The sequence below is a fragment of the Fictibacillus sp. EA-CB0309 genome (genome assembly GCF_055814265.1).
In genome coordinates, this window is the sequence record NZ_CP169271.1 from 2,508,464 (window position 1) to 2,526,220 (window position 17,757).

Sequence of the window (17,757 nt, forward strand, 5' to 3'; positions counted from 1 at the left end):
TATATTTTTAAAAGGCTTTTAGGTATGCCTTTGTATACCCATTGAAGTTTTCCCTTGTACACAAGAGCTAAACCATCTTGCGGCATCCTAACTGTATTACTATTTTATGTAACTAGAGTAACACAACAATCCTTTTCACGTAAATTAGTTTACACCACTGCTGAAACACAGTCAATCTATAGATAACATATAGTAATAACAACTTTAAGAGTTTTTTCTCATTAAGCTGCTAACTGTAAATTTAAAAACTGTTTCACTTTAAAACACCCACTGTATTAGTCACCTTTTGAGGTAAAATAAATTAGAACTTTAACCAGCCAATTATTTTCCCTAAAAGATTGTCGCTTTTGAGACATCTCGTACGCCACCGCGTATTGCGCTAATGGAACTCATAGTAAGCCCAACGGAAAGCCAGTATCCTAAAATGAGTAACAACTATTTTCATAAACAACATTAATTACGACGATAACAGCCATTGATAATGAACAATAAAATATTATTTTTCCGTTCTTTTTTATTAAAAAAACTCTATGTTATGATAAGAGGAAATTAAGTTTAGATAAAAGTTCAAGGCACGGAGGTTATGCTTGTGTTAACCATGAAAGATATTGTAAGAGAAGGTCATCCTGCTCTTAGGCAAAAAGCTGTTGAAGTACCTGCACCTTTCTCAGAAGAAGATATTCAAACCGCTAATCAGCTTCTTGAATTTGTAAAAAATAGTCAAGATCCTGAGATTGCAGGTAAATACAATCTAAGACCTGGAATAGGATTAGCAGCACCTCAAATTGGTATTTCCAAACGTATCTTTGCTTTCCATGTAACTGATGAGAACGGCAAATTATACAGCTATGCATTATTAAATCCTAAAATTATCAGCCACTCTGTTCAGATGACTTACTTAGACGGTGGTGAGGGTTGTCTATCTGTTGATAGAGATGTTCCTGGATTTGTTCCACGCTATGCAAAAGTGACTGTAAAAGGATTTACTCCAGATGGTTCGGAAGTAGAACTTAAATTAAAAGGTCTGCCTGGGATTTGTTTTCAGCATGAACTCGATCATTTAGACGGTATCATGTTCTACGACCGTATCAATGAAAAGCAACCATTTGAACCACCAGCAAATTCAGTTGTTTTTAGATAACAAAATGAAGAGGAAGATTACCAGAAGATGACTCATAAGGGCGCAGAAAAGCCTTTGTGGGTTATTTTTATATGAATTTTTACAATAATAATCATTCACAGCATCTTTTCGTAAGACTTAACACAAAAAAGAGGAATGACATCATTCTCGAGTCATTACCTCTTTTCTATTTAAGCTGCATCACACTCGTACCTCCGGATATCGAAGTACTCATTTTAAACTGAGTGTTTACGCTGATTGGTCATGTTTGATTGTAATAGCATTAACTCGTTTTTTCTTTCCTGTTAAATATACTCCTGCAAAAATGAATACCAGTCCTAAAAATGCGATAGGATGGATCTTCTCATTTAATAACACACTTCCCCAGATCACGGCTGATACAGGAACAAGATATGTAACGAGAGTGGCAAACTCTGCTGAACCGGCAGAGATCATATAATAATACAGAAGGTACGCTAACCCTGATCCAAACACGCCAAGACCAATAAAGGAGAGTACAACATTTTGATGGAATGCATCATCAGGCAAATGCCAGCCTCCAGTAATCCCCATCATTAATGCACTTAATAACAATCCAGCCAGGAGAGTTGTAGAGGCTGTTATCCACACGGTCGTATCTTGCAAATGCTTCTTAGCATATTGTGAACTGTAACCATAGCAGCTTGTAGCTGTTAACATTAAGACTATACCTAAAATGAGCTGGTTCTTCGCAAGTCCTGGTGCATCAACATCCATTAATAATATAATCCCCACGAAACCCACCATAACCCCTATCCACTGCCTCCATTGCATTCTGATAGAAAAGAAGAACACACCCATCATCGTTGTCCAAATAGGTGTTGTTGCATTCAGAATGGCTGTATATCCACTGTCCAAGAACGTTTCACTCCAGGCAATTAATCCCCATGGAATTCCTGCATTCAATACGCCTACCAAAGCGAGTTTTTTTACAGGAATAGACCTCCAGTTTACGGTTTGTTTACTTAATAGAAATAAAGGCAGAATGGTTAGTATCCCGAGCAAACAGCGTATAAATACAATTTGCCAAGGATCAAACACACCAAGAAGAACCTTAATGAACAAAAAAGACATTCCCCAGATTAAACTTAAAACGAACAGTGCTGAATAGAGTTTCATCACTTCGACTCCCTCTTTTAAAAAAATCCATTATTGAAAATGTAACAATTTCCCTCTCAAAATCTTGTTTCAATTACACATACTATGTAATAAAAAAAGGACGGAGGGTAATAAATGAAAAAGAGAATGCGTTTTTTAAAGAAATTAAGAAAATGGGTCAAACAACAAAATAATAACGGAAAATTGATTATTAACTAAGTTAAATTTCTCTTAGACTATAGTCATTATAATGGATAACACAGCACTCTTAATAGTTATTATTTTTCTATTATTACGTGTTTTAACATGAACCTTTATGAAAAAACATGAAAAACATGTCACTTTCCTTTATAATAGGACGAAGAAACTCAAAAACTACAGACCGGTAAGGAGACATGAAAGATGATTTATAAAGTATTTTTTCAAACTAGCTTAACTGAGGTTCCTGTTCGCGAACATACTCAAACAGTATATGTAGAGGCTGAAACGATTAATGACGTACGTAAAAAACTAGCTGACCGCAAATACAACATTGAGTTCATTCAAGAAATTAACGGTAAATTTCTTGAGTATGAAAAAGAAACGAATTCATTGGAATTGGAGAATGTATAATTTATGAAATTTGTAAAAAATCATCAAGCCGCTGTATTTGCACTTGGCGGTTTAGGAGAAATCGGTAAAAATACGTATGCCGTTCAATTTCAAGATGAAATAATCTTAATCGACGCAGGCATCAAATTCCCAGAAGATGAACTTTTGGGAATCGATTACGTAATTCCTGACTATACGTATCTTGTAAAAAACGAAGAAAAAATTAAAGGATTATTCATCACACATGGTCATGAGGATCATATTGGCGGTATTCCTTATCTTTTAAGACAAGTTAACATTCCAATTTACGGGGGTAAATTGGCACTCGCATTAATTAAAAACAAACTTGAAGAACACGGTTTGCTACGTCGTGCGCAATTACATGAAATTTCGGAAGATGATGTGATCAAGTTCAGAAAAACTTCTGTAAGCTTTTTCAGAACTACACACAGCATTCCAGACTCATACGGTTTAGTTGTGAAAACACCTCCAGGGAACATTGTACATACAGGTGACTTTAAGTTTGATTTCACTCCTGTTGGTGAACCGGCAAACTTAACGAAAATGGCTGAGATCGGAAAAGAAGGCGTTCTGTGCTTACTTTCTGATTCTACTAACAGTGAAGTTCCTGGATTTACGTTATCTGAAAGACGTGTCGGAGAAAGCATTCAAGATATCTTTAGAAAGATGGAAGGAAGAGTGATCTTCGCTACTTTCGCATCAAATATCCATAGATTGCAGCAGGTAGTTGAAGCTTCAGTTGCTAACAACCGTAAAATAGCTGTTTTTGGACGCAGCATGGATTCTGCTATCACTGTAGGACAAGAACTTGGATTTATTAAGGCACCAAAGAATACGTTTGTGGATGCAAATCAAATTAACCGTCTTCCTGATAACCAAGTTACGATTTTATGTACAGGAAGCCAAGGTGAACCAATGGCAGCTCTATCTAGAATTGCTAATGGTACACACCGTCAGATTCAAATCATTCCTGGTGATACTGTTGTCTTTTCATCTTCACCAATCCCAGGCAATGCACTTAGTGTAAGTAAAACGATCAACCAGCTATATCGAGCAGGTGCTGAAGTTATTCATGGATCATTAAACGATATTCATACTTCAGGACATGGTGGTCAACAAGAACAAAAGCTTATGCTTCGTCTAATGAAGCCAAAGTTCTTTATGCCGATCCACGGTGAATATAGAATGCTTAAGATGCACACCAAACTTGCTTCTGATTGTGATGTTCCTTCTCAAAATTCATTCGTTATGGATAATGGTGAAGTACTTGCGCTGTCCCAAAACGAAGCGATGGTTGCAGGTAAAATCCCTTCTGGATCTGTTTATGTGGATGGAAGCGGAATTGGCGATATCGGAAACATCGTTTTGCGAGACCGTAAAATCCTCTCAGAAGAGGGACTTGTCGTTGTCGTAGTAAGTATGGACATGAAAGAATTTAAAATTGAAGCAGGACCTGATATTATTTCTCGTGGATTTGTTTATATGAGAGAGTCCGGCGATCTGATTCATGACGCACAAAGTTTACTAAGTAAGCACCTTGAAACGATTATGAATGAAAAACGAACAACTCAATGGTCAGAAATCAAAAATGAAATCACAGATACATTGGCGCCGTTTCTGTATGAAAAAACAAAAAGACGTCCAATGATTCTTCCTATTATTATGGAAATTTAATAAACATAACAAAAACCGTTCCCTTTATAAGGGTAACGGTTTTTTATTCTTCATTTGCCATTTGTTTTTCTAAACGATTAATATCTTTGTCCTTGCCGATTACAATTAGTACATCTCCCTGACGAATCGATTGGTCAGCTTGTGGTGATACAAATATATCTTTACCTCGTTTAACCGCAACAACATTGCAGCCAAATCTTGCACGAATATCAAGTTCAATCAAAGATTTCCCATCCAGTTTTTGCGTTGCAACAAGTTCTACTATGCTATGTTCATCTGATAATTCTAAGTAGTCCAGCACATTGTTGGAAACGATTTGGTGAGCGATTCGAACGCCCATATCGCGTTCTGGATGAATGATCTTATCTGCTCCAATTTTCCTTAACACTTTTTCATGGTAATCATTCTGGGCTTTAACCGTTATTTTGCCAACACCCATTTCTTTTAATATAAGCGTTGTGAGTATACTGGATTGGAGATTATCTCCGATGGCCACTACAACATGCTGAAAGTTCCGGATACCTAAACTTTTTAACACACCTTCATCTGTTGAGTCAGCAATAACAGCATGTGTCACAATATTTGAAAACTCATTCACTCGATCTTCATCAATATCAATTGCTAATACTTCCATCCCCTGATCAGACAAAGCTTTGCACATACTGCCGCCAAAACGCCCTAAACCGATAACAGCAAACTGCTTCTTCAAACATACTCACTCCAATCCCCTATGTCATAGCCTTATTTTACCACATTTTCTATCGTTCATAATCTCATCTTATTGCATCATATGTATAAAATTGAAAAAAACTCGTTAACCACTCATCTTCTTTTTATATTGCAAAAATAACCCAAGAGCTAAGTCTTGGGTTATTCCAATAATCATTAGATATTAAACTTCTAGAGTTTTTTGGCCAGGCTTCCAGTTAGCTGGGCAAAGTCCACCAGTTTGAAGCGCTTGAAGAACACGTAAAGTTTCTTCAACGTCACGACCGATGTTGTTGTGGTTAACTACAGAGTACATTAACTCACCTTCAGGAGAAATGATGAATAATCCGCGAAGAGCGACACCTTCTTCTTCGATTAGAACACCATAGTCACGTGCTACTGAGTGGTTAGTATCAGCAGCAAGAGCATAATTTAACTCGCCAAGACCGTTCATGTCACGTGGAGTGTTGATCCATGCTTTATGAGTATGAATTGTATCAGTGGAAACACCAATTACTTCAGCATCTAGGTCTTCAAACTCGTCAAAACGGTCGCTAAGAGAAGTAATCTCTGTTGGACATACGAAAGTGAAATCCATTGGATAGAAATAAAGAACTGTCCATTTATCGTTCTTCATGTTCTCTTCAAGGCTTACTTTTCCAAATTCCTTATTTGGTAATACTGCATCCATTTCAAATCGAGGTGCTTGTTTTGCTACCATACGTTCTGCCATAGGTGAAAATCCCTCCAAAAAAACTGTTTTATTTACATGGGTTATTATAGTACAACCCTTATTTTTAGTCAATATTAAATAATAATTAATTTAAATAAGGATTGACGTTCCCACTTTTTAATTTCTCCTTAATGATAGCAAGTTAAACTTAGAAAGTGAAATTATCCGCTCATTTTGGCAGTTTTCATTCTCAATCAAGCAGTTTGAATTGAGGATTGCGCGGGAAATCATATAGCAAAAGGAGTGATAACAATGCCATATGATTCTGTAAGAGAACTGCCTGATGGGGTAAAAGATAACCTCCCCCACCATGGGCAAGAAATCTATAAAGAAGCGTTCAATTCCGCACTTAAAGAGTATAAAGAGGAAGAGACAGCACATAAAGTAGCATGGAGTGCGGTTAAACACAAATACAAAAAAACAGAAGATGGTACGTGGAAAAGTAAAGACTCCTGATTTACTACTCAGGAGTCTTTATTTTGGAATTTGTTTCATTTTCCTCAGAAAGCTTTTCTATGCCGATCTTTTTTATCTGCCTTCCATCTAATTCTAGAATGGTAAAACGATAGCTCTCATAATTAAAGGAATGGTTGGTATCTAAGTCGATCGACCTCGTTAAAACCCATCCTCCGATTGTATCAATTTCAGAGTTATCTATATCCAGCGCAAACATTTCATTTATTTGAGAAATCAGTACCTTCCCGTCTACAACGGTTTGATCGTTACTAATTTGCTGAATTTCTGGTTCTTCATCCACATCGAACTCGTCTCTGATCTCTCCGACGATTTCTTCTAAGATGTCCTCAACGGTAACAATACCTGCAGTCCCTCCATATTCATCTACAAGAACTGCCATATGTGTTTGGTCTTTTTGCATTTTGACCAAGAGCTTCTGAATAGGTATCGTTTCATGGACGGTTATGATTGGCCGGATATATTCATTTAGTTCAAAATTTTCTTTGCTGAAATGTTCATTAAAAAATTCCTTTATATTAACTAATCCAACAATATGATCTTTATCCTCATTTCCTACTGGATACCTCGTAAATTTTTCTTCACGCATAATCGCCATATTCTCTTCACACGTGTTTTCTAAAAATAAACAAACCATCTCAGTTCTAGGTATCATAATTTCTTTCGCTATTCGATCATCAAACTCAAAGATCCTATTCACATAACGATATTCTGATTGATTAATCTCGCCCCCTGTAAGCTTTCTGAAAGGATTAGACGAAGTTCTTCTTCTGTATGTACCACTTCATGTTCACTTGCAGGACTAATGCCGAAGATACGTGTCAACATATTCGCTGATCCATTTAATAAAAAGATGAATGGGTACATGATTTTATAAAATATAATAATCGGTTTTGCTGTCGCCAAGGAGACAATTTCCGCTTTTTGAATCGCAACTGTTTTAGGTGCTAATTCTCCTAAAACCACGTGTAGGAAAGTAATTAGAAAAAAGCAATTGAAAAAGAGAGAGTATGCGTAATCCCTTCATTCAATCCAGCATTTTCAAATAAGGGTCTTAAGAAAATCTCTACTGTTGGTTCACCGAGCCAACCGAGACCGAGCGCGGTAATCGTTATTCCTAGCTGACAAGCTGATAAATATCCATCAAGATTACCTAAAACTTTTTTAGCGGCGATGGCTTTCCCATTTCCTTCTGATGCTAAATGATCGATTCTCGTTTTACGCACTTTAACAATAGCAAATTCAGTAACCACGAAAAAAGCGGTTAGAATGATAAGTAAAATAATCATAAGGACATTTAAGATTGGCATATGAACCTCCCCATCTTGAGATGAACTTTATATTTTTAAGTGATTGGTCAATTAATTCCCTGTTAAAACTAGCGTTAAACAGAAATAAAGGGGCAGCATGGCTGTCCCCAGGAGTGCTATGATTGTAGTCTGCTCTCAACAGCCTGACAAATTTCATCTGCTGACATACCATGAGCGTTCAAGACAGAGCCTTGAGTAACCGCGTTTTGCATGCCCATAACATTCTCATCCTGTCCGGAAATTACACAGCAATCACAGCCATTTGCATCTTGTTCCTGACGAAGCTCCACTACATCATGCCCTGCAGCTCTTAAAGCATCAGAAACATTCGTTAATGATTGTTCCACACCAATTCTAGCCATATTCCCACCTCCTTACCTTTGTTAATGTTTCCAACTCATAATGGGAATATGTAAAGGAGGTTTTAGTGTTGATTGCATACTCAGCCTGTTAATAAAAAAACGACCACTTGGGCCGTTTTTTCATTTAGTACCTTTATAGGTCAAATATTGAATCATAAGATCCACCGCGTACTGAATCGCTTCTTCTTGCGGCTTTAACTTTGAATGATGAAGACCGAATGGCGTATCCACCCCAAGCCAGAACATAAAGCCTGGAACTCTTTCTAAAAAATAACCATAATCCTCACCTGTCATCGCTTCTTTGCATTCAATAACATTCACCACATTATTTTTTTCTGCAAAATCCATAAACTCTCGAGTTAACGCTGGTTCATTGTCTACTTGCCTGTAATTAGATCCATAATCAATAACCGCTTCACACTCAAAACCACTTTTTATTCCTTGAATGAGTGCCTCAATCCGTTTTTTCACCTTAACCATCGCCTCTGGAGACAGGGTCCTGATCGTTCCTTCCAGCCTCGATCGTTCGGCGATTATATTTTGTTTTGTTCCACCCGTAATTTTACCAATGGTGATAACAGCTGAATCCAATGGGTCAATATTACGGGAAACGATTGTTTGCAATTGTGTCACGAGATGGCTAGCAGCGACAACCATATCATTGCTATGGTGGGGATATGCTGCATGTCCACCCTTTCCGATCAGATCAATAAAAAGTTCCGAAGTATTTGCAAATAACAAACCTTCTTTTACAGCAATTGTACCTACCGGATATTCAGGTGCAATGTGGAGTGCGGTAATCATGTCAGGCTTTAACTGTTGAAACAGATCACTCTCGCGCATCGGAAGGGCTCCACCTGGCCCTTCTTCAGCAGGCTGAAAAATGAATAAAAGATGGTCGTCGATAGGGTTGTCCGCAAAATGAGACAATAATCCGATCGCGATCGTCATGTGAAGATCATGGCCACATGCATGCATCATACCGTCGTGAAGCGAGGAAAAATCATACCCCGTTTCTTCTATTATTGGCAGTCCATCCATATCAGTGCGATAAGCGATAGTCTTTGACGGATTTTTCCCGATCACTTTCACAAAAATACCGGTTTTCCACGTATGAATTTCCAGATAAGTTTGTGGAAGTGTGGAGATGAAATCAAGGATATACTTTTGAGTTTTAAACTCTAGAAAGCCTGGCTCCGGTATACGGTGCAAGTCTTTTCTTATCTCAAGCAATGATTTCATCTTCTCTCATCCCCTAGAATCAAATTAATCGTTTAATTGACGAAGCTCTTGTCTGATTTCTGTTTTTGATTTCGTTTTTTCGTCGATTTTTTCAAAACGCGTGCTGGTGTTCCGCCGACAACCGTGTAAGGCTCTACATCTTCAATTACGATTGCTCCTGCAGCAACTACCGCACCTTTACCTACTGTAACACCTTCAAGTACAACAGCGTTTGCACCGATTACAACATCGTCTTCTACTACTACTGGCTTAGCAGAAGGCGGCTCGATCACTCCAGCTAGTACCGTTCCTGCTCCAATGTGACAGTTCTTTCCTACTGTAGCTCGTCCACCTAATACAACGTTCATATCAATCATCGTACCTTCACCAATAACAGAGCCGATATTAATTGAAGCACCCATCATGATAACGGCATTATCACCAATTTCAACTTGGTCACGAATGATTGCGCCTGGTTCGATTCGTGCTTTAATGTTTTTCATATCTAAAAGAGGAATCGCAGAGTTGCGACGGTCGTTTTCGATAACAAAGTCTTCAATGTTACTTTCGTTTGCTTTGAGAGCAGCTTCGATCTCTTTCCACTCACCAAACAATACTGCTGTATTACCAGAAGGGAATACTTTTGTTTCTTTACCAAAGTCAATATTTTCAAGATTACCTTTTACGTAAACTTTTACAGGTGTAGATTTTGTTGAGTTTTGAATAAAAGAGATAATTTCGTTTGCATCCATCATTTTCATGTTTGTTAGTTCCTCCTTAAAAGTCATTCTGTATTGTATTAAACCACTAAATTTAGAAAGATTCAAACCTTATTCATTCGTTAGTTTTCGGATTAAATCCATAAATGCATTCACTTGTTTCAGTTCAGATCCCGTTCCATGATGAATCAGCCATGTATCTCGCTTAATCGTGTTACCTCTTTTATCGGTTAAAGGAATCTTAAAAACATCATCCTCTGGTCTGAGACTGATAGAAGGCAGAATGGCATAGCCAATTCCGTTTAACGCCATCTGTTTACACGTTTCGATTTGGTCTACAACAATCGTTTTTTGAGGTGTTGTTTTAAAATGAGAGTGCCACCAGTCCTGGATTTCTTGATAGTAGGTTGAATGACTTTTAAATTGAATAAAAGGCTTTGAAGTTTCAGCTAGCTCGTCTAATGAAGAGATCGTTGTATCAACCAAATATAAATGATCGGACAGAATATGCTCCTTACTTCCTCGCCATTCGGGATTTCCTCTAACAATTCCAAGATGTATTTTATCCTCATATAAATGCTTTATGATCTCTGAACTCCACCCTGTTATAAGAGAAATATTTACATGAGGGTACAGATTGACATATTCTTTTAAAACATGTGGCAGCCAGTATTGTCCGATAATGGATGCTACAGCAAGCTTCAGTGTCCCATGAACGTGTTCTGAGAGGGATTGTAGCTCTTCTTTTACCATTTCTTCTTTTGAAGAACTTCTGAAACAAACGAGATAATCTTTTCACCAGCTGGGGTTAAATTTAAACCCTTTTGTGATCGAATAAATATAATCGTCCCCCAGTTATTTTCGATGGATTGAAGCCGCTGACTTAGAGCTGGCTGTGAAACATATAGCCTTTCAGATGCTTTCCTCATATTTAATTCTTCCGCAAGAACTTTTAAGATACGAAACTCGGATAACTGCATACATACTCCTTTTTTCGCGCGATAAGTTTTTCTTATTGAACATTGTCCATTTTATGTAATTTATTTTAAGTATACCGTAACATAGGATGTATATGTAAGCAGAATTGAAAGGACGTGAGATTCATGATGTATATCCTTATACTTGTCGGTTTTGCAGCTACTTTTGTTGGTACGCTTTCTGGAAGCGGAGGGATGATCAACTTCCCCATTATGCTGCTGTTAGGTGTTCCTGTTCACTCAGCGATTGCCGCTAACAAGTTTGCCAATATGTTCAGTTCTTTCTCAAGCTTTTTTGTTCTGCTGCGAAACAATGATACGAAGCTCGCTCCTTACTTTATATCAGGGTCGGTGAGTTTAGCAGGTGGGATTTGTGGCGGCTTGATTGCTTCAGCGATCTCAAGAGAACATTTAACGATTATTGCCTTGATTTTACTAACGGGTGCACTGTTTTTAACGTTTATAAAAACGAAGAAAGACGTCAACCCAGAAAAAGAAACAAAACAGCTGCCAGCAAGGAAGTACCCTTACCTTTTTGGGATCGGGGCATATGACGGTATGTTTGGTCCTGGTCAAGGAACGATGCAGATGCAGCTCTTTTTACGAAACGGTTTCACCTATATTCGAACGCTTTCGTTTACCCGATTCAACACATTTTTAAGCTGCACCGGTGCTGTATTCACTTATTTATGGGCTGGTCATTATATGTGGGGTGTTGCTATCCCATTAACGATTGGCAGTATTTGCGGGGCACAAGCTGCGATAAAACTAGCACCAAAATTAAAAACAAAACAAGTTACAATCCTTATGAGGACTGTAACTGTTCTGCTCATACTTCAATTAGTTATTCAGTGGGGGTAAGAAAAATGAAAATTACTGGCATCCATCACGTCCAAATATGCATTCCACGCGATAAAGAAAAGGACGCAAAAACGTTCTATCAAGACATTTTGCAACTTGAAGAAATAACAAAGCCCGAAGCTCTTCAAAAAAACGGCGGCATGTGGTTTCAAATCGGTCATCAAGAGCTTCATATTGGTGTTGAAGACCAAACTTTTAAAGGTAAACATCATCCGGCTTTTTTTGTTGAGAGCCTTCAAGAATTCCGAGACCATTTAATATTTCATGCCATACAGATTCAAGAAGAACTCCCGATCCCAGGTTTTAATCGCTTCTCGATTCGTGATCCGTTCGGAAATCGAATTGAATTTATTGAGCGGAACTTAGGTTAAAGGTTTCCCTTATCCTTACCATCCTCTGGTTCAACGTGAATTTGAATGCTTTCGACATTATAAGCCTCTTTAATCGTATCTTCTATCTTTTCTGTGATTTCATGGCTTTCAACAACGTTCAAAGAAGGATCAACTTTAATCGTAACGTCAATGATGGCTCGGTTACCGTGTTTACGCGCTTTAAGATCACCAACATTCTCAACGCCTTCAACATCAAGAATTTTGTGCTCCATTTCTTTTCCTTCTTCATAATCAAATCCGTCAGAAAGGTTGTGAGACGTTTCGGAAAAAATTTCCCAGCCTGTCTTAATAATGATAATACCAACTAATACAGCAGCTGCTGGATCTAGCCAAGGCAAGCCGATTTGCGCACCAAGTATACCAACTGCTGCTCCGATACTTACAAATGCATCGGAACGATTGTCTAACGCTGCTGCTTTTAGGCCTTGACTATCCGTTTCTTTCGCAACTTTGATGTTATAAAAATAAACGATCAACATAACCGCTGCACCGAACAATGCGATCATAGCTGCTATTAAAGACGGCTCCGTTTCAACCCCATTAAACATTTTTTTAATAGACGAGATCAGGACTTCGATTCCGATAACAACCATAATGAAAGAAGCTACCATAGAGGCTATGGTTTCTGCACGCAGATGACCATACGGATGATCTTCATCTGCAGGTTTACGTGAAATTTTAAGACCAATCAATACTGCGATTGAAGCAATAATATCTGTCGCATTGTTCAAACCGTCAGCAACTAAGGCATCAGAATGATAAATAAAGCCTGACACCAATTTAACGATAGAAAGAAAAATATATGCTCCTAAACTAATATAAACACCGCGTTCCACTCTTTTTGCTGATCAGATTGCATTCTCTATTCTCCTTCGTTCAATGATACCTTTTACATCATAAAGAATGGTTTCCGGGTGGGTCTAGAGCAATCTTTTTCCCTATAGGAAACATTAATGTTCGTAAATCATTTTTCTTGTCATTCCGCCATCGATTGTAAGGTTTTCCCCAGTGATAAAATTATTATCACTTTGGGCAAGGAATAAACAAGCTCTTGAAATATCAGACGGAACTCCTACTCTTTTAGAAAGATGCTGCTCATGGTCGATCTCTCTCAGCTCCTTATAATTTCCCGTATGAATCCAACCAGGACTTATTGCGTTTACTGTAATAAAATCGTCTGTGAATGAAGCAGCAAGTGCATGTGTTAACGCTACAATCCCACCTTTTGTAGCAGCATAAGCTTCAGAATTCGGTTCAGACATAGACGCACGTGTTGATGCCATGTTTATGATGGAACCGCCGCCAGATTGAGACATAAACTTAGCTGTTTCTCTTGAAAAAAGAAAGACGCTTCTTAAATTTGTATTTATGATCTCATCCCATTCATCCACTGATAATTCATAAGGAGATTTCCATTTTGAAAGACCTGCATTATTGATCAAACAATTGATTTTACCAAGTTTATCATGTGTTTCTGTCACAGCTTTTATGATTTCTTCAGGATTTTTAACGTCACACGTAATACTCATTGCTTTATGTTGTATGTGGCGAACTTCTGCTAACGTCGACTCAAGTTCGTTTGCGTTATAGTCTATTAACGCTGGAATCCAACCTGCTTTAGCAAAGTCGATCGCAATTTGTTTTCCGATCCCTTGTGCTGCTCCTGTTACGATTACCACTTTCGTATCATTAACCATAATTCATAACCTCCATCTCATAATATGTACTACTCTAGTCATTCCCTATCTTCATTCACTTTCAACACTACTTCTGATTAAACAAATTAAACAAAGTCATCAAAAAGAAAACTGCCGACAACGTCGACAGCTTAAACATTACTTCTTTCGCCATGGACCACATGGCGGAGGGCATGGTGGTGGACAAGGACATGGCGCTTGCATGATTGGTTGAGTTGTTCCACAAAGATTTTGCTGCGTTGCCTGGTTTACAACGTTCGTGTTCTGCGGGAAATAATGTACATATTTGTAGTTCATTTGATTTACTTGTGTTGTTTGAGTTGGATGGATCAAAGGAACATATACATCTTGTTGATTATATTGAACTTGTTGATTGGTAGGACTAAATTGTGCAGGCAAAACTTGTGGAGGGTAGTATTGAGATGGTGAAACTGGCGGATATCCACAGCCACCCATCTGGGGCATCTGTGCCATAGCTCCCATTGTAGGACCCATTTGTCCCATTGCACCCATAGTTGGCCCCATTCCCATTGCTCCCATGGTTGGTCCCATTGGTCCCATTCCCTTTTTAGCAAAAATGCCAGGGCGTTTAAATAAACCCAAAAAAATGTTCTCCTTTCAAAAACCTTAAATCATATTTCTCTATATTTTATGTAGGACGACTTAAAAAGTTCGTCCAAATTTGAAAGAATTAAACATCTTATTGGGTTATCTCAAAAACCAACATTAAAACTGGTGCAGTTTAGGCTCTCGAAACGGGTGACCACATATACTAGGAGGGGTATATCGACAACGAATCTTAGAAATTATCAAAGTTATTCTAGAATTTCAGGACTTATTCCGGCGAATTCCGGCTATAATACGGCAAGTTTTCCTCACATAACGGCGAGTTGGCAAAAAACGACAGGCGCAAAACCAGTTATATACCCCGGCTCCCCAAATAACATTCTACTCACAAATACCAGCTTACCATTCACCTAGACAACGTTCACTCACCTTAGATCTAGTATTATATAAAAACGCTAATAAACAAAAAACTTCTTATCTGTTAAATAAGAAGTTTACGTATATTATGTAAGATTCATTGTGTGTTATGGTGACCTGTGAGGGACTTGAACCCCCGACCCCTTCCCTGTCAAGGAAGTGCTCTCCCACTGAGCTAACAGGTCTTAAATTACAATTTAAAATATACTTTATCAGTATGGCTCTGTCAATAAATTTTTCATGCCGCTTTTTATTACAAAAGCCCCCGTATAATCGGAGGCTTGATTCCTTCTATTATCCAATCTTCTCTTCATTCTCGTGCTGAGCGATCTCCTCAGCTGATAAGCGCTCTTGTTTATCCCGAAGTCTGTGTGCCAGACGGCTTGATGCATTCGCTGCAATACTTGCTACAAGATCATCTAAGAAAGTGTGCACTTTACCGTTTGCGATCTTAGTATCTAGCTTCTGGATAATTCCCATCTTAAATTTATCCAGGTGTCCAAACGTTGTAACAGCTATGCTTCCATATCCGAAAACAGCACCTAGTGCAATCGTTTCATCTACGCCAAACAATCCTTCGTCCTGTTCCACGATACTCTGCAATGGTTCAGAAAGCTTTTTTGTTCGGCCAAAATATCTAGTTCAACCCCTACTAAAATGGCATGCTGTATCTCCCGTTTCATTAAAACAGCATCTACACTTTCAATACACTCTTCTTTCGTTAAACCAGGTGAAAACGGTATCTGCATTTCATAAACTATATCTGCAATCTCAGGTATGGTGACGCCTCTTTCATTCAGCAGTCTTCTAGCAGCTGCCTCAACTTCACGACTGTGCACTCTATTTTTCAACAGACTTCACCTCATTTTTTATGTTCACTGTATGGCGGCATTCGTATTGATTCTTTCATTATATCATTATGTGTTACAATTATACGAGTTGAATGAAAACGCTTATAATTTATGATAACTGTCAGCAAAGGAGATCCATTTTATGGCCATACTTAAGGGTTCTATTACAGATGATAAGATTTATAGCAAGTACTTGGATGAAGAAATTGAATTACTCATTTATCTTCCTTCCAAGTTCACACCTCTCGTTAAATATCCAATTCTAGTTGCACAAGATGGCAGAGACTATTTCCAACTTGGAAAGCTGGCAAAAACCGCAGATAGGCTAATGGAAGAAGATCAAATGCAAAGCTGCATTATTGTTGGTGTTAACCATAAAGGGATTGAAGATCGAAAAGCTAAATATGATCCTACTGGTGAAAAACACGAAAACTATATTCGTTTTAAGGCATTTGAACTTACATCGTACCTAAATGAGAAGTTCAACACCCTTCAATTAGGTGCTGGAATGGGCTTAATTGGTGATTCACTAGGCGGTTATGTGGCTTTCAAATTGAGCCTTCTGTATCCCAATACATTTGGCAAAGTTATTCTGCAATCTCCTTATATTCCCGATAGTCTCATTGAGACAGTTGAGGCTATTGAACAGATGCAAACCTTAACCATCTATCATTCTATTGGAGACGAAGAAGATCAATTTACAAATCCAGAAGGCATCACGCGTGACTTTTTAACTCCAAATAGGAAGATGAAAAACTTGTTAAATAATCTAGCACTGGATTATGAATACGATGAGTTTCAAGGAAATCACCTGTGGGTAAACTGGCAGAAAGATTTAGTTCCTGCGTTAATGTTTCTTTACAACAATCACTAACTGTGGGAAATAAATAGAATATTTGGTATACTAGTTCAAAAGATGAGGGAGGAAGAATTATGAAATACGGTATTGCTATTTTTCCATCAAAAAATCTACAAGATAAAGTAAATTCCTACCGAAAACGGTATGACCCGCATTATGCCCTTATCGCACCTCACATAACATTAAAGGAACCATTTGAGGCGACTGAAGAAGAGCTTCAGGATCAGATTGCCTATATCTCATCTGTTGCTCAGAATATTAATCCGTTTTCAATCATGATTAACAAGGTGGGCTCCTTTCATCCTGTTAATAATGCAATCTACTTAAAAGTAAACGAATCTGAAGAATTAAAGTCACTGCACGATCAGCTGTATTCAGGTCCGCTCGAACATCAGCAGCCTTATAATTTTGTTCCTCATTTAACGTTGGGACAAAAGCTATCGGACGAAGAACATTCGGATGTCTTGGAACGTCTTCGTATGATTGACATTGAACACGAAGAAAGAATTGACCGTTTTCAATTGCTTTATCAACTTGATAACGGATCATGGACTGTATATGAAACATTTCGTCTTGGTAAAGGAGTATAAGCAGATTGATTAAGACATACACAACGAACGAACATGGCTTTCAAGATGCTTTGTCTGTCAGAAAAGATGTATTCGTTCGTGAACAGCAGATTGATGAAAGTGAAGAAATTGATGGAAACGAAGATGTTTCCCTTCATTTTGTTCTATACGATAACGTTACACCTGTTGGAGCGGCCAGGCTTCGAGAAGTAAACGGTGAAGGAAAAGTTGAACGGGTTTGCGTCCTTTCTTCTCATCGCAAAAAGGGTTTAGGAGAAGAATTGATGAAGGCAATGGAAGAAACTGCACTCGATCGGTCTTATTCCAGCCTTATATTATATGCACAAACTCAAGCAGAAGACTTTTATAAAAAACTCGGGTTTACCACCACTTCTAAAGAACCTTTTCTAGATGCCAACATACCACATGTCGCAATGAAAAAAGTATTGAAATCGTCCACTTGACGGCTTCAATACTTTTTTCGTTTATAAACATAT

17 protein-coding genes, 1 tRNA gene and 4 pseudogenes are annotated in these 17,757 nt (G+C 38.1%); 9 read left to right on the top strand and 13 right to left on the bottom strand.

The features are described from left to right. The first annotated feature begins 589 nt into the window (after positions 1–589). Positions 590–1,141, top strand: coding sequence for a peptide deformylase (def, locus tag ACEWFH_RS13925; RefSeq protein ID WP_473724462.1), 552 nt, complete (start codon positions 590–592; stop codon positions 1,139–1,141). A gap of 228 nt (positions 1,142–1,369) precedes the next feature. On the opposite strand, the gene ACEWFH_RS13930 is transcribed toward def, so the two are convergent. Continuing rightward, complete coding sequence (locus ACEWFH_RS13930) at positions 1,370–2,278, bottom strand: DMT family transporter (RefSeq protein WP_473727305.1); 909 nt, start codon at positions 2,276–2,278, stop codon at positions 1,370–1,372. A 381-nt stretch (positions 2,279–2,659) separates the two neighbouring features. Here ACEWFH_RS13930 and ACEWFH_RS13935 point away from each other — a divergent pair, with 381 nt between their 5' ends. Further along, on the top strand, positions 2,660–2,869 hold the full coding sequence (locus ACEWFH_RS13935; RefSeq protein ID WP_473724463.1) for a DNA-dependent RNA polymerase subunit epsilon: 210 nt from the start codon (positions 2,660–2,662) through the stop codon (positions 2,867–2,869). A gap of 3 nt (positions 2,870–2,872) precedes the next feature. After that, positions 2,873–4,543 carry a ribonuclease J1 gene (gene rnjA / locus ACEWFH_RS13940; protein WP_473724464.1) on the top strand — a complete coding sequence of 557 codons (1,671 nt, stop codon included), beginning with the start codon at positions 2,873–2,875 and terminating at the stop codon, positions 4,541–4,543. A 43-nt stretch (positions 4,544–4,586) separates the two neighbouring features. Here rnjA and ACEWFH_RS13945 read toward each other — a convergent pair whose 3' ends face one another. Together ACEWFH_RS13945 and ACEWFH_RS13950 are read right to left on the bottom strand one after the other, a co-directional pair. Further along, positions 4,587–5,252: a potassium channel family protein gene (locus tag ACEWFH_RS13945; protein ID WP_473724465.1), complete on the bottom strand. Its 666-nt coding sequence runs from the start codon at positions 5,250–5,252 to the stop codon at positions 4,587–4,589. A 183-nt stretch (positions 5,253–5,435) separates the two neighbouring features. Continuing rightward, entirely contained in the window at positions 5,436–5,984 is a 549-nt protein-coding gene (locus ACEWFH_RS13950) for a peroxiredoxin (RefSeq protein WP_473724466.1), read from the bottom strand. Between the two features lie 252 nt (positions 5,985–6,236). Here ACEWFH_RS13950 and ACEWFH_RS13955 point away from each other — a divergent pair, with 252 nt between their 5' ends. Continuing rightward, on the top strand, positions 6,237–6,440 hold the full coding sequence (locus ACEWFH_RS13955) for a ChaB family protein (RefSeq protein ID WP_473724467.1): 204 nt from the start codon (positions 6,237–6,239) through the stop codon (positions 6,438–6,440). A 4-nt stretch (positions 6,441–6,444) separates the two neighbouring features. Here ACEWFH_RS13955 and ACEWFH_RS13960 read toward each other — a convergent pair. The 5 genes and pseudogenes from ACEWFH_RS13960 to ACEWFH_RS13980 all read right to left on the bottom strand — a co-directional run bounded on the left by ACEWFH_RS13960 (position 6,445) and on the right by ACEWFH_RS13980 (position 11,050). Further along, positions 6,445–7,768 (bottom strand): annotated as a pseudogene (locus ACEWFH_RS13960) (hemolysin family protein). 116 nt (positions 7,769–7,884) lie between these two features. Beyond that, entirely contained in the window at positions 7,885–8,130 is a 246-nt protein-coding gene (locus ACEWFH_RS13965) for a YkuS family protein (protein ID WP_473724468.1), read from the bottom strand. 120 nt (positions 8,131–8,250) lie between these two features. Continuing rightward, a complete protein-coding gene (locus ACEWFH_RS13970) occupies positions 8,251–9,372 on the bottom strand; it encodes an N-acetyldiaminopimelate deacetylase (RefSeq protein ID WP_473724469.1) in 1,122 nt (373 codons plus the stop codon). Between the two features lie 24 nt (positions 9,373–9,396). Beyond that, positions 9,397–10,112: pseudogene (gene dapD / locus ACEWFH_RS13975) on the bottom strand (2,3,4,5-tetrahydropyridine-2,6-dicarboxylate N-acetyltransferase). A 69-nt stretch (positions 10,113–10,181) separates the two neighbouring features. Next, a pseudogene (locus ACEWFH_RS13980) lies at positions 10,182–11,050 on the bottom strand (LysR family transcriptional regulator). Positions 11,051–11,173: 123 nt separating this feature from the next. Here ACEWFH_RS13980 and ACEWFH_RS13985 point away from each other — a divergent pair. Together ACEWFH_RS13985 and ACEWFH_RS13990 are read left to right on the top strand one after the other, a co-directional pair. Beyond that, positions 11,174–11,908, top strand: coding sequence for a sulfite exporter TauE/SafE family protein (locus ACEWFH_RS13985; RefSeq protein ID WP_473724470.1), 735 nt, complete (start codon positions 11,174–11,176; stop codon positions 11,906–11,908). 5 nt (positions 11,909–11,913) lie between these two features. Next, positions 11,914–12,279, top strand: a complete 366-nt coding sequence (locus ACEWFH_RS13990; protein WP_473724471.1) for a VOC family protein — start codon at positions 11,914–11,916, stop codon at positions 12,277–12,279. Here ACEWFH_RS13990 and ACEWFH_RS13995 read toward each other — a convergent pair. The 5 genes and pseudogenes from ACEWFH_RS13995 to ACEWFH_RS14015 form a co-directional block, all read right to left on the bottom strand. Further along, a complete protein-coding gene (locus tag ACEWFH_RS13995; RefSeq protein ID WP_473724472.1) occupies positions 12,276–13,136 on the bottom strand; it encodes a cation diffusion facilitator family transporter in 861 nt (286 codons plus the stop codon). The genes ACEWFH_RS13990 and ACEWFH_RS13995 overlap by 4 nt on opposite strands. 114 nt (positions 13,137–13,250) lie before the next feature. Beyond that, entirely contained in the window at positions 13,251–13,997 is a 747-nt protein-coding gene (locus tag ACEWFH_RS14000) for an SDR family NAD(P)-dependent oxidoreductase (RefSeq protein ID WP_473724473.1), read from the bottom strand. A gap of 138 nt (positions 13,998–14,135) precedes the next feature. Next, a complete protein-coding gene (locus ACEWFH_RS14005) occupies positions 14,136–14,600 on the bottom strand; it encodes a CotD family spore coat protein (RefSeq protein ID WP_473724474.1) in 465 nt (154 codons plus the stop codon). A 491-nt stretch (positions 14,601–15,091) separates the two neighbouring features. After that, positions 15,092–15,166, bottom strand: a tRNA-Val gene (locus ACEWFH_RS14010). A gap of 109 nt (positions 15,167–15,275) precedes the next feature. Next, positions 15,276–15,832 (bottom strand): annotated as a pseudogene (locus ACEWFH_RS14015) (phosphatidylglycerophosphatase A family protein). Between the two features lie 142 nt (positions 15,833–15,974). Here ACEWFH_RS14015 and ACEWFH_RS14020 point away from each other — a divergent pair. The 3 genes from ACEWFH_RS14020 to ACEWFH_RS14030 are packed head-to-tail and all read left to right on the top strand — an operon-like array spanning position 15,975 to position 17,724. Then, positions 15,975–16,706: an alpha/beta hydrolase gene (locus tag ACEWFH_RS14020; RefSeq protein ID WP_473724475.1), complete on the top strand. Its 732-nt coding sequence runs from the start codon at positions 15,975–15,977 to the stop codon at positions 16,704–16,706. Between the two features lie 59 nt (positions 16,707–16,765). Continuing rightward, the gene (locus ACEWFH_RS14025; RefSeq protein WP_473724476.1) at positions 16,766–17,281 is read left to right on the top strand and encodes a YjcG family protein; all 516 of its coding nucleotides are present in this window, start codon (positions 16,766–16,768) and stop codon (positions 17,279–17,281) included. Between the two features lie 8 nt (positions 17,282–17,289). Continuing rightward, entirely contained in the window at positions 17,290–17,724 is a 435-nt protein-coding gene (locus tag ACEWFH_RS14030) for a GNAT family N-acetyltransferase (RefSeq protein WP_473727306.1), read from the top strand. Positions 17,725–17,757: the final 33 nt, after the last annotated feature.